This is a genomic window from Flavobacterium faecale (assembly GCF_003076455.1).
GTDB classification, from domain to species: Bacteria; Bacteroidota; Bacteroidia; order Flavobacteriales; family Flavobacteriaceae; genus Flavobacterium; species Flavobacterium faecale.
This window is the reverse complement of record NZ_CP020918.1, coordinates 1-12,383: the sequence shown is the minus strand read 5'-3', so window position 1 is coordinate 12,383 and position 12,383 is coordinate 1. Positions and strand designations below refer to the sequence as shown.

Sequence of the window (12,383 nt, the reverse complement as noted above, 5' to 3'; positions counted from 1 at the left end):
AATTATCTTTTTACACCTTGCTTATTGATCCAATCTGCATATTTTTTGGCGTTTTTGGTGTGTTCTTCATAAGTGGCAGCAAATTCATGGTAACCAAATCGTTCTGTACTAGCACAGAAATAGATGAAGTCATTTTTTTCTGGACTCAAAACGGCATCCATTGCAGTAATGTCTGGCATTGCGATGGGTCCAGGAGGCAATCCAATATTGATATAGGTGTTATAAGGAGAACTCATGGTCAAATCTTTGTAAAGTACTCTTTTGATCACTTGGTCAAAATCATTGTCCTTCTTTTTTACCGCATAAATTACAGTTGGATCTGCTTGTAGTGGCATTCCAATGCGCAATCGGTTGAGGTATACACCTGCAATACGAGGTCTTTCATCTTTCTTTACCGATTCTTTGTGAACAATTGATGCTAAAATTGTTGCTTCAACTGGAGTTAATCCTTGTTCTTTCGCTTTTGCAATGCGTTCATCTGTCCAAAACTTTCGGTATTCTTTGATCATCTTGTCTCTAAATTTTAGAGCAGATGTGTCCCAATAAATTTCATAAGTATTTGGAATAAACATAGCAAAAACTGTTTCTTCATTAAAGCCATTTTCTTTCATGAATACAGAATCCTTGATGACTTTTAATAATGAAATACTATCTGCTTCAATTTGAGAACTAATTCTTCCTGCAAAATTTTCTAAACGCTCTTGATTGTTGAACGCCAATTTTACTGGAACGTTACTGCGCAATGTTTTTACCAATTCATAACTATTCATTCCGTTTGTGAATAAAAAGCGACCTGATTTAACATTTTGCGGATAATTACGTTTACTTGCCACCATTTCAAAACGGTCCATATCTTCTACATAAGGAGCTATAATGGCTTTTGCCGTTTCATAATTTGCATCGGTAGGAATGTGTACGTATACTTCTTTTTCTGAGAACTTAGTGTTTTTTGCAAAAACTTGCTGTACTATTACAAAACCATATATAAGTAGTGCTGAGATCACCACTATGGCTGCGATCGAAATAATTTTCTTTAAATTCAAAGTCTAATTTTTTTAAATGAACTTACGTCAGTTCGTTGACGTTTTTATTTAGTAATTGGTAAATCCCTTCGTCTTTATAAACACCATTTATAAGGATCCAGTCTTTTTTTACTCCAATACATTCAAAGCCAAATTTAGTAAAAAGACCTTTACTAGCTTCGTTTTCTTCACTAATATTTGCATACAATTGGTGCAAGTTGAGGTGTTGAAAGGAATAGTTGATTAAAAGTGTTAAAGCTTCAGATCCTATGTTTTTATTGCGATTGCTAAGTCCTTGAATTACAATTCCAATGCCTGCTTTATTGTTTTTTGGATCAAAATCAAATAAGTCTATTAAACCAACAGCAGGAAAGTCTTCGTCCTTACAAATAGCCATTCGCAATTGTTTGGCTTCATAGATGTCTTGTTGCGCGTTCTCTAGATATTGACGTATCAAAAATCTGCTATAGGGCGTTTGTGTATTGCTTACTTCCCAGATTGTTTCATCATTTTCCATGGCATAGATGAATTCCAAATCATTGGGCTCAAGTGCGCGTAGGTAGATATTTTTTCCTTTTAGAGTGATCATTTCCGAAAATTAAATGGTCACAGTACCGCCAAATACAAATTCAGCTGGGCCAATTAAAAATACATTTGTGTAGTTGTTGCCTTGTTTGTCAAAAGAAACAGCTAGTTTTCCGCCTTCGACATTAATCGTCATTGCTGTAGCAGTAGTTTGACCTGTAGCGTTCATAGCGATTGCAACCGCTGTGGCGCCAGTTCCACAAGCCAACGTTTCATCTTCAACACCTCTTTCGTATGTTCGTAAAGAGAAAGTAGTGTTGTCTATTTTTGAAACAAAGTTAATATTACTACCTTCTTGACCATATAATGTACCGTAGCGCAAAGCAGCACCATTATCTTTTACATTATAATTTTTCAAATCATTTACCAATTGTACATGATGCGGTGATCCCGTATTCAGGAAGGAGTAGTCAGCTGTACTGTTTATTTGGTCAACATCAATCATTTGTAACGATACAATTCCTTCTGGGCTTATGCTCGCATGATGCAAACCATCAATAGCGTTAAAGGTTGCCGTATTGTCTATAACATTCATTTTTTTAGCGAAGGCAACCAAGCAACGACCACCATTCCCGCACATAGTGCTTTGATTTCCGTCTGAGTTGTAGTACACCATTTTGAAATTAGCTTCAGGATCATTTTCGAGCAAGATTAATCCGTCACCTCCAATTCCGAAGCGTCTGTCGCACAAATGTGCTATGGTTTTAATGTCATTCTTCGGAAAAGTTTCATTGCGATTATCAATCATCACAAAATCATTTCCTGTTCCTTGGTATTTATAAAATTCTACTTGCATTTTTAATTTCTTTTTACAAATACAAAAATACACATTATGTATCTGTAAACATTAATTTGAACCAAAGAGTTCTGCTTTTTTACGCACGATTTGTGAAAAAAAAGGAAATGAATAAGGGGCGATTTTGATAAAAATTCTGTTATTAATGAAAAGTTAACGGGAGTTAAAGAGCGTTAAAGTATTTTTTAATATTAGATAAAGGTGTTAAATTTACAGTACAATTAATGTAATAATAACAGATATGAACAAAATTTCACAGCTTTTTATAGTTTCACTGATGAGTGGAGCTACTACATTGGGAGCTTACAAATTATTTTTTGATAGCGACGCTCCTTTTTCTTTAGATAAAAAACCAGTTACAACTTTGGCATCTACTTCTTATAATCGAAATGTAGGTTTGTCATCTAATGTTTTGGATTTTACTGAAGCGGCAGAGAAAACAGTGCATTCAGTGGTGCACGTTAAGAATGTTTCTCGAAGAACGGTTTCCAACCCGATGTTGGAGTATTTTTATGGGTACCAAGGCGGTCAATCACAGGAGCAAGTAGGGACTGGTTCGGGTGTGATTATCTCTGAGGATGGTTATATCGTGACCAATAATCACGTGATTAAAGATGCTTCAGAAATTGAGATCACACTAAATAACAAAAAATCATACAAAGCTAAATTAATAGGAACCGATTCAAAAATGGATATCGCGTTGCTTAAAATTGATGCTAAAGAAAAATTACCCTACACTGCCTTCGGTGATTCAGATAATGTAAAAGTAGGGGAGTGGGTTTTGGCAGTAGGTAATCCTTATAATTTGACTTCAACTGTAACGGCAGGTATCGTTTCAGCCAAAGCTAGAAATTTGGGAGATAACGGTATTCAATCTTTCATTCAAACAGATGCTGCGGTAAATCCAGGAAATAGTGGTGGAGCTCTAGTAGATACGCAAGGAAACTTAGTAGGAATCAACACCATGATTTCGTCTATGACGGGTTCGTATGTTGGTTATTCGTTTGCGGTACCGTCTAATGTAACACGAAAAATTGTTGAGGATATCATGGAATATGGTAATGTACAACGTGGAATTCTAGGTGTTGAAGGTGGTGAGTTAAACGCAATGGCATCCAAAGAATTAGGTGTGTCACAAACAGAAGGTTTTTATATCAATAAAGTATCTAAAAATTCTGGAGCTGAAAAATCTGGTTTGCAAAAAGGGGATATTATAGTAAAACTTGATAATCAAAACATTGCTACTTTTGCCGATTTGTCCGGTTTTATCAATACCAAACGTCCTAATGACAAAGTGGTGGTAACATACCTGAGAGAAGGAAAATCAAAAACAGCCGCTGTTACTTTGAGTAAAAACGAGTTTTTCTCAACCGAATTCAAAGGTATTGAGCTCGAAAATATTGATGCAGCAGATAAAAAGAAATTCAAATTGGATTACGGTGTAAAGATTAGAGCCATCAATAATGAAAATTTGGCTCAATACAGTTCTGAATTGCAAGGAAATATTATTTTGAGCATCGATAACGTCAAAGCAACCAATGTAGAGACGGTTTCAAAAATGTTAAGTAAAAAAGATGAAAGCCAAAGCATCCGAATAGAGATGGTTAATAAAAATGGCGAAGTTATTCGAATAATAATTTAGTAAGCCACTTAAAATCAATACAAACCAACTTCAAAATCGAAGTTGGTTTTTTTATGAAAAAAAGTGTCAATATATTTTACGAAATCGTTTGAATAAATTACTTTTGCAGACTAATTAATGAATAAGGCTTTGTTAATGGGAAAAAAAGTTAATCATGATTCTCAATTGTAAGGATTGATTATTAGGTCACAGGCCAGAATCGCCGCGGTTAAATTTTTAGTTTTTAGTTTTTAGTTCAAGTTTCAGATTAAGATTTACGGCGATTCTTCCTGATTATAGAAATCCATCTCTTTGAGGTGGATTTTTTTTGTTCCTATTTTTAAAGAAAACAGTAAACAATTTATGTAGTATTTGATGATAGGGTAGCGACTCTAAAGGGTGATTTTGACGTTATTTTCGAGTTTTAGACTGTGGTTTTTTAATTATAAGTTAATGCTAAGATGTTGTTGGTCGGACAAGAATGTATTTCAACTAAGAAAGCATTAAAACTCAGAAAAAAGATATATTTTTATGGCAAAAAAAAAGACACACTCTAAAGAATTGTACTAATGAAAAAATTGATGATTACTTTGCTTTTTGCTTCGGGATGTACCGCGGTAACTGCTCAAAACATTGCTCCAAAAGAAAATGATAGCGACCAATTTAATAAATGGTCTATTGAGGTAGCAGGTGGATTTAATAAACCGTTAAACCGCTTTGGATCAGGTACATTTGGATTTATTACGCCGTATACTGTTGATTTTGGTATTAGGTATATGTTCAATAGTAAGTTTGGTCTTAAAGCCGACTTAGGATTTAATCATCTCCAAGAGAAAAAAGGAACTGCAGATTTTAGTTCTCAATTCTATAGATTTAATATACAAGGTGTAGCCAACTTAGGTCGAATAATGAATTTTGAAACTTGGACCAACAGTATTGGTTTATTGGGACATGCTGGTATTGGTCTTGGTATTGTTGAAAACGGAATCGATAATGTAGGTATTGGAATTTTAGGTCTTACAGCTCAGGTAAAACTTTCTAATCATTTTGTTTTAACAGGAGATGCAAGCGGAATGGTAAACACTAAACAGTTGCGTACTTTTGATGGTGCAATTACCGATAATGGATACGGTGTTATGCTAAACGGAACTGTGGGACTTACCTATTATGTTGGTAAAAACACAAAACATGCAGATTGGTACATAAGTAATCCAGTTGTTAAATTGGAAAATAGAGTTTCAGAACTTGAAGCGATGAATGTAGACACGGACAAAGATGGTGTTGTAGATTATTTAGATCTAGAACCAAATTCAGTTGCCGGAGCTATGGTTGATGCTCAAGGTCGTAACATTGATAAAAATAAAAATGGCGTTGCTGATGAGGTTGAAAAGTACCTAGATGCTAAATATAAATCAGGAAGCGGAACGGGATCTATTGATGATACTGTAAAAAGTTTAATTAATGGTGGTTATGTAGCTGTGTTTTTTGACACAAACAAATCAACTTCAAACATTGAATCATCTGATGCTACATCGTTTATTTTGACTTATTTGAGAAATAATCCAACTGCTACTATCGATATTATTGGTCATGCTGATGAAGTTGGAAGCACATCTTCAAACAATAATTTGGCTACGGCTAGAGCAAATGCAGTAAAAGAAACTTTGATCAAAGCAAATATAGCTGCATCAAGATTAAATGTTATCAGTGAAGGTGAAGACAATTCATTCAATGAAGGTGCTCATCAATTGGCACGTAAGGTATCATTCAAAGTGAAATAGTTTTATTTCCTTATAGAACAAAATGCTAAAGCCACCAACGATATGGAATCGTTTGGTGGCTTTTTTATTTTTCGAAAATAATGATGAGGTTGAACTTATAAGTATTTGGTTTTTGATTTCAAATCAAAATCAACTTACAATCTGATCTTAATATAAATTTATTTTCGATAGGGAAGTCAGAAATATTGATGCTACGTAAGTAGTAAGTGGGCATAAAAAAACAGCTGCAAAAGAAGTTCTTTTGCAGCTGTTTTGTGTTTTTAAAATATATTGTTCAAAAGCAATTCGATTAATAATTGAATGCTATTTTGATTTTTTGGCTTTAATCATGGCTTCAAGTTGGTCCCATAGTTCCTCAGGAATAGCTTCAAGAAGATTGAATTGTCCTGCTCCTTTTAGCCATTCACCACCATCAATTACGACTACTTCACCATTGATATAGGCTGAGAAGTCAGATACAAGATATGCTGCTAAGTTGGCTAACTCTTGGTGATCACCTACTCTTTGCAACGGCACTTTTTTGGCCATATCAAATTTTTCAGCTAAATCTCCTGGTAGTAAACGGTCCCATGCACCTTTTGTAGGGAATGGTCCTGGAGCGATCGCATTGGTACGTATACCGTATTTTGCCCACTCTACCGCTAGACTGCGAGTCATTGCAAGTACACCTGCTTTGGCTGTTGCACTAGGTACAACGTACGCAGATCCTGTCCATGCGTAGGTAGTAACAATATTCAAAACAGACGAATGCTCTTGTTTGCTTTCTATCCAATGTTTTCCAAAGGCAAGTGTACAGTTTTTGGTTCCTTTTAATACAATGTCAATCACTGTATCAAAAGCATTTGCAGATAAACGCTCAGTTGGAGAGATAAAGTTTCCAGCGGCATTGTTTAGTAATACATCTACTTTGCCAAAAGAGGATAGTACAGCTTGAAGCATCGCTTCGACTTGATCATAGTGACGTACATCACATTGTACAGGTAAACATGTTCCTCCGGTTGCTGATTCCAGCTCAGAAGCTGTATTTTTTAATTTATCTATATCGCGAGAAGTTATGGCAACTTTAGCACCCAATTCTAAGAAATATTGCGTCATGGCTTTACCCAATCCGCTTCCTCCTCCAGTTACTACAATTACTTTTCCTTCTAGTGCGTTATCACGCAACATTTTATTTTTGAAATTCATATGGTTAGCTTTTTAGTAAATATAGTTATTTTTAAATTACTATGCATGCATAGTAAGTTAAAAATAAGAAAAGAATTTGTGAATGTAATTCTTTCTATACTAAATTGAGCTTTACTGCTGCTGCTTCGAGAGTAGCATCTGTTTTGGCAAAGCAGAATCGAATGTGTTTTAAATCTTTTCCATCGGCATAAAAGACTGAGTTTGGGATTGCAGCTACGCCATGTTCTTCAACCAAACGTTTGCAAAAGGCAACATCATTTTCATTTGAAATATTTGCGTACGAAACCACTTGAAAATACGTTCCTTCACAAGGCAATAGTTCAAATCGGCTTTTGCTGATTAATTTTCGAAAAAAATCACGTTTTTTTTGATAAAATGATGCTATTTCATTCAGATCCACTAGTTCAAGATAATTGCTTATGGCTACTTGTGCTAGGCTATTTACGCTAAAGACCGTGAATTGATGTACTTTTTTAATTTCGTTTATTAATTTTTCGGCGGCGATTAGGTAGCCTACTTTCCATCCTGTGATATGAAAGGTTTTACCAAATGAAGAGGCAATCACAGATCGTTCAAGTAATTTTGGGCGGCTATGAATCGAAAGGTGTTTTTGTTCGAAAGTAATGTACTCATACACTTCGTCAGATAATAGTATGATATTTGGATAGTGCTCCATAATCAATTCTAATTGTTCTAAATCATGAGTAGTGAAAATTTTACCAGAAGGATTATGAGGGTTATTAATTAGTAACATCTTGGTTTTTGGGGAACAAGCTTGTTCAACCGTTTTCCAATTTACAGTATAGTCGTCTTGCAAAGCGATACGGATAGGGCGTCCTCCGCTGAGTAAAATGGCAGGTTCATAACAATCGTAACTCGGATCGATTACAATCACTTCGTCATCAAAATGGACCAAGGCCTGTATTGTAGCAAAAATACCTTGGGTTGCTCCAGCTGTGACAAGTATAATGGTGGTAGGATCTACTAGGCGATCGTATTGCTTTTGCGTTACTGAGGCAATATTTTGCAACAAAGGCAAATAGCCCGCCATAGGCATGTATTGATGTACATTGTCTTTACAAAGTGCTGCTGTAATAGCTGTCAGGCGCTCGTCAACTGGGAAGTTTGGGAAGCCTTGAGATAAATTTATAGCTTGATGTTTGACTGCCAATTGTGACATTACCGAGAAAATACTCGTTCCGCTATTGGGAAGTTTGCTCTTGATATCCAAAATTACATTTTATGAATGATGAAAATGGTTGGTCGTTTGTGCAAATCAATTGTTTCTTTTTTCCAAGAAGCAATTTTCTTTGTTTTAATATATTCGGTTGGTAAAGTTATGTCTGTAGCAATGCATAAATGAGTTTCTGGATGCAACGTTTGGATCAAATCTTCAAGTAATTTATTGTTACGGTAAGGTGTTTCGATAAAAATTTGAGATTGATTTTTTTCGAAAGAGATACGCTCTAATAATTTAAAGCTAGCTTTCTTTTCGTCTTTTTCGATGGGTAAGTACCCGTGAAAGGTGAAGCTTTGTCCGTTCATTCCAGAAGCCATCATCGCCAGTAAAATCGAGGAAGGTCCTACTAACGGAATTACTTGAATACCTTTTTCATGTGCAATTTTTACAATCACTGCGCCAGGATCTGCAACACCAGGGCAGCCTGCTTCGCTCATTAGTCCCATGCTTTTCCCTTCTAACAATGGTTTGATAAAATCCATATGCTCTTTGGTTTCAGTGTGTTTGTTCAACGCAAAAAGGACTAAATCGGATTGTTTTTTATCAGCAGATACCTGTTTTATAGATTTTCTAGCTGTTTTTTCGTTTTCAACAATATAATAATCTAGTAGGTCGATCGCTCTTTTAATGGTTTGTGGTAAAACATCCATTGGGTCGCAATCTCCCATAGTGGTGGGAATTAAATATAGTTTTCCTAGTGTATTGTTGGTATTCATTGTACTTCTTTTTTATTTCGATATGAACTACAAAGAACGGAATTTAATTAGTAGTGTCCCCAACTCTTTATCAAAAAAAAATCCTATTTGAGATCGTTCTCAAATAGGATTTCTTAAGTTGTAGCCTAAATATTATTTGGTAACCGGTTTGAATATTCGAATCCAGTCAATTTTCATTGTATGGCCGTCGGTATCTTTAATTTCTTCATCAGTAGGTGTGCAACCAATTCCGGCTCTCCAGTTTTGATCTTCCATGGTGAACAAAATGTCCATTGGTTTGCTTAAGCCTGTTCTAGTTGCTGCTTCTTTTGTAGGCGAAGTGAAGTTTTTTGGGTCCATTCCATCTTTGGTTCCTACATTGTCCAAGCTATTTGTAGAACGAACCAAAACGCCATCGATATAGTATTCTAGTTCGGTAGGGCTCTTCCAGAATACTCCATAACGATGGTAGGCGTCTGACCAATCACCTACTTTGCTATCTGTAAACCAAGTAGACACATCGCCAGGTTGGTAATCTTGAAAAGGAGTACGAATAAATACGTGGTGGCTTAAGTGAATTGTTTTCGAAAATTGCCTTCCGCCACTTACGTTATTTCTAGCTTGTTTACCACCCCAAGCTTCCATGAAATCGATTTCTTGTGTGTCATCTGGACTCAACATCCATGCTCCAGAGGTATTGACACTGTTTGCAATTTTAATTCTACTCTCTATATATACTGGATAGACAACTTGCTTGTTGGAGACAACAGCACCTAGGCGTGTTGCTTTGCCTGTGATGGTGTTACCGCTGTAATCATAATTTTTTGTTTCACCGCTTACACGCGTAGTGATTAGTTTTAGGATACCATTCTCAATAGTAACATTTTCATATGTCCATTTGGTTAATCCTGGTCCGTTCCATGCATTATGATACCAGTTGGTCCATTTTCCGTTACCAAAAGTTGTTTTGGTTGTAGATGGCGTATAGGTGTAGTCAAAATCATCTGAAAAGTCAGTTTGAAATTCCCATTTTTTTCCTGTTCCAGCATCAGCAGGTACAGCGATTAGTTTGTAATCTGTTACTTCTGGTGTAGGTGTAGGTGTTGGGGTGGGTGTCGGACTTGGTGCAACTACTGCAGGAGGTTGCTCTGGAGAATCTTTTGAACACGACAGCAACTGAAATGATGTTGCTAATAATGCTACTAGAAAAGTTTTGTTTTTCATGATAGTAAATTTATAAATCATTTTTTGGTTATTATAGTGAAGCAAAAGGCAGCGCTATATGTTCGCTTGTGAATGCGAATTGGTTGAAGCAAATTTAGATTTATAAAGTAAATTAGTCTGTCACAATTCAGTTTAAAAAACTTGTTTGAGGGGCTATAAAAATAGATATAAACTAGACAAGTGATGGAATTGGCTGAATTTGAAAGTTTTTACATCGGCAAGGATGGTTTATGTTGATTATCGAAAAAAGTATTGGCATAAAAAAAAATCAAGCCGTTAGAACTTGATTTTTGATTTATTTTGCAACAGCAACTGTTTGTTTTTTGAAATTTATGTATGCTTTTTGAGTAAATTTTTGCTTATAATATCACAAGCTTCATCAAGCATATTGTATACCATATCAAAACCATTGTCGGTCCCGTAGTAAGGATCTGGGACATCTACATTTTCATCTGGAAAAAGTTCGTTCAGGATCATTTTTACTTTCGATTCTTGTTCTGGTGTTTTTGCCATAGCAAGTACATCTTTGTAATTGGAATGGTCCATCACGTAGATATAATCGAATGAATCAAAATCACGACTAGAAAACTGTCTTCCTTTTTGTTTCGAAATATCCAGTTTGTTCTTTTTGGCTACGCCTATAGATCGCTTGTCGGGTGCGTGACCCACATGCCATGAACCTGTTCCGGCAGAATCTACAATAAAATCAGAAGCTGGAAGTTTGGAGGCCAAAATACCTTCAGCCAGTGGGGAACGACAAATGTTCCCTAAACAAACCATTAAAATTGAAACCGGCATATTGCTTTTTATAGCGTTAATTTTTTATGAATGTCGTCAACGTACTTTTTGAACTGTTTGTCTGTAGAGACTAAGTTGTCAACGGTTTTGCATGCGTGTAATACGGTTGCGTGATCACGATCTCCAATTTGAGAACCAATATTTGCCAATGACGCTTTGGTGAATTTCTTAGCAAAAAACATAGCCAATTGACGTGCTTGTACCACATGTCTTTTTCTAGTTTTTGATTGCAAAGTTTCTAAATCCAATTGAAAATATTCTGAAACTGTTTTCTGAATGTAGTCGATTGAGATTTCGCGTTTTACATTTTTCACGAACTTTTCTACCACGCTTTTGGCCAAATCAATAGTAACCTCTTTTTTGTTGAAAGAAGATTGAGCGATCAAAGAGATTATTGCTCCTTCAAGCTCTCTAACATTTGATTTGATGTTACGGGCAACATATTCGATAATATCATCGGGCATTTCGACACCATCACGGTACAAAATGTTTTTTAAGATGGCAATTCTCGTTTCGTAATCCGGTTGGTGTATCTCTGCAGATAATCCCCATTTGAATCTTGAAAGCAAACGTTGCTCAATATCTTGCATGTCTACAGGTGCCTTGTCAGAAGTCAAGATCACTTGTTTTCCATTTTGGTGCAAGTAGTTGAAGATGTGGAAAAACACATCCTGAGTTCCTGTTTTTCCGGTTAAGAATTGTACGTCATCAATGATCAATACATCTATCAGTTGATAAAAATGGATAAAATCATTACGGTTGTTTTTCTTAACAGAATCTATATATTGTTGTGTGAAAATTTCAGCTGAGATATACAAAACTGTTTTTTCAGGGTATTTGTCTTTAATTTCAACTCCAATAGCGTGCGCTAAATGTGTTTTTCCCAAACCAACTCCACCAAAAATCAACAAAGGATTAAAGGAAGTTCCACCTGGTTTGTTTGCAACAGCCATACCTGCAGAGCGCGCTAATCTATTTGAATCACCTTCAAGGAAATTATCAAAACTATAATTGGCATTTAATTGCGACTCGATCTTTAAATTACGAATACCTGGAATTACAAAAGGATTTTTTAATTCTGGGTTAAGGTTTTTTAAAGGTGCATCTACTTCTTGCGGTTTCATTTGAACTCTATTGGCACTAGGCAACTGTTCAGTAAACGGTTGTTTGTTACCATAAGTGTTCTCCATTTTAATTTTATAGAGTAACTTTGCGTTTTTCCCAAGTTCTTTTGTTAACGCAACTTTCAATAATTTCACATAGTGTTCTTCAAGCCATTCGTAAAAGAATTTACTAGGCACTTGAATATAAAGCGCATTATCGGTTAGCTCAACGGACTTGATTGGTTCAAACCAAGTTTTATAGGCTTGGTCTTGAATGTTGTCTTTTATAAAGGACAAACAATTTTCCCATACTGATTGAGCAGTTTTAGTCAT

Annotated in this window: 11 protein-coding genes; 2 read left to right on the top strand and 9 right to left on the bottom strand. The window is 35.6% G+C overall.

Features of this window, described 5'->3' with window-relative positions; translation table 11 throughout:
- Positions 1 to 2: 2 nt before the first annotated feature.
- Genes mltG through dapF form a run of 3 tightly spaced genes read right to left on the bottom strand, consistent with a single transcriptional unit; the run spans position 3 to position 2,403 of the window.
- Complete coding sequence (gene mltG / locus FFWV33_RS00055; RefSeq protein ID WP_108738995.1) at positions 3 to 1,043, bottom strand: endolytic transglycosylase MltG; 1,041 nt, start codon at positions 1,041 to 1,043, stop codon at positions 3 to 5.
- 22 nt (positions 1,044 to 1,065) lie between these two features.
- Positions 1,066 to 1,611 carry a GNAT family N-acetyltransferase gene (locus tag FFWV33_RS00050; RefSeq protein WP_108738994.1) on the bottom strand — a complete coding sequence of 182 codons (546 nt, stop codon included), beginning with the start codon at positions 1,609 to 1,611 and terminating at the stop codon, positions 1,066 to 1,068.
- Between the two features lie 9 nt (positions 1,612 to 1,620).
- A complete protein-coding gene (gene dapF / locus FFWV33_RS00045) occupies positions 1,621 to 2,403 on the bottom strand; it encodes a diaminopimelate epimerase (RefSeq protein WP_108738993.1) in 783 nt (260 codons plus the stop codon).
- Positions 2,404 to 2,644: 241 nt separating this feature from the next.
- Between dapF and FFWV33_RS00040 the strand changes: the two genes are divergently transcribed.
- Both FFWV33_RS00040 and FFWV33_RS00035 read left to right on the top strand, forming a co-directional pair.
- Positions 2,645 to 4,045, top strand: coding sequence for a Do family serine endopeptidase (locus FFWV33_RS00040; protein WP_108738992.1), 1,401 nt, complete (start codon positions 2,645 to 2,647; stop codon positions 4,043 to 4,045).
- A gap of 548 nt (positions 4,046 to 4,593) precedes the next feature.
- On the top strand, positions 4,594 to 5,805 hold the full coding sequence (locus FFWV33_RS00035) for an OmpA family protein (protein WP_108738991.1): 1,212 nt from the start codon (positions 4,594 to 4,596) through the stop codon (positions 5,803 to 5,805).
- Positions 5,806 to 6,108: 303 nt separating this feature from the next.
- Here FFWV33_RS00035 and FFWV33_RS00030 read toward each other — a convergent pair whose 3' ends face one another.
- The 6 genes from FFWV33_RS00030 to dnaA form a co-directional block, all read right to left on the bottom strand.
- Positions 6,109 to 6,990, bottom strand: coding sequence for an SDR family oxidoreductase (locus FFWV33_RS00030; RefSeq protein ID WP_170111529.1), 882 nt, complete (start codon positions 6,988 to 6,990; stop codon positions 6,109 to 6,111).
- A 94-nt stretch (positions 6,991 to 7,084) separates the two neighbouring features.
- Positions 7,085 to 8,170, bottom strand: coding sequence for a methionine aminotransferase (locus tag FFWV33_RS00025; protein WP_245891741.1), 1,086 nt, complete (start codon positions 8,168 to 8,170; stop codon positions 7,085 to 7,087).
- A gap of 53 nt (positions 8,171 to 8,223) precedes the next feature.
- A complete protein-coding gene (locus FFWV33_RS00020) occupies positions 8,224 to 8,946 on the bottom strand; it encodes an SAM-dependent methyltransferase (protein ID WP_108738990.1) in 723 nt (240 codons plus the stop codon).
- Positions 8,947 to 9,078: 132 nt separating this feature from the next.
- Positions 9,079 to 10,149, bottom strand: a complete 1,071-nt coding sequence (locus FFWV33_RS00015; RefSeq protein ID WP_159085943.1) for a family 16 glycosylhydrolase — start codon at positions 10,147 to 10,149, stop codon at positions 9,079 to 9,081.
- A 330-nt stretch (positions 10,150 to 10,479) separates the two neighbouring features.
- Positions 10,480 to 10,947: a low molecular weight protein-tyrosine-phosphatase gene (locus tag FFWV33_RS00010; protein ID WP_108738988.1), complete on the bottom strand. Its 468-nt coding sequence runs from the start codon at positions 10,945 to 10,947 to the stop codon at positions 10,480 to 10,482.
- Positions 10,948 to 10,955: 8 nt separating this feature from the next.
- Positions 10,956 to 12,383 (bottom strand): chromosomal replication initiator protein DnaA, encoded by a 1,428-nt coding sequence (gene dnaA, locus FFWV33_RS00005; protein WP_108738987.1) that lies wholly within the window; start codon positions 12,381 to 12,383, stop codon positions 10,956 to 10,958.

Coding starts and splice junctions, on each gene's coding strand:
- FFWV33_RS00030 (WP_170111529.1), bottom strand. CDS start 6,990: ATGAATTTCAAAAATAAAATGTTGCGTGATAACGCACTAGAAGGAAAA.
- FFWV33_RS00035 (WP_108738991.1), top strand. CDS start 4,594: ATGAAAAAATTGATGATTACTTTGCTTTTTGCTTCGGGATGTACCGCG.
- FFWV33_RS00015 (WP_159085943.1), bottom strand. CDS start 10,149: ATGAAAAACAAAACTTTTCTAGTAGCATTATTAGCAACATCATTTCAG.
- dnaA (WP_108738987.1), bottom strand. CDS start 12,383: ATGACTAAAACTGCTCAATCAGTATGGGAAAATTGTTTGTCCTTTATA.
- FFWV33_RS00025 (WP_245891741.1), bottom strand. CDS start 8,170: ATGTCACAATTGGCAGTCAAACATCAAGCTATAAATTTATCTCAAGGC.
- FFWV33_RS00050 (WP_108738994.1), bottom strand. CDS start 1,611: ATGATCACTCTAAAAGGAAAAAATATCTACCTACGCGCACTTGAGCCC.
- FFWV33_RS00020 (WP_108738990.1), bottom strand. CDS start 8,946: ATGAATACCAACAATACACTAGGAAAACTATATTTAATTCCCACCACT.
- FFWV33_RS00010 (WP_108738988.1), bottom strand. CDS start 10,947: ATGCCGGTTTCAATTTTAATGGTTTGTTTAGGGAACATTTGTCGTTCC.
- dapF (WP_108738993.1), bottom strand. CDS start 2,403: ATGCAAGTAGAATTTTATAAATACCAAGGAACAGGAAATGATTTTGTG.
- FFWV33_RS00040 (WP_108738992.1), top strand. CDS start 2,645: ATGAACAAAATTTCACAGCTTTTTATAGTTTCACTGATGAGTGGAGCT.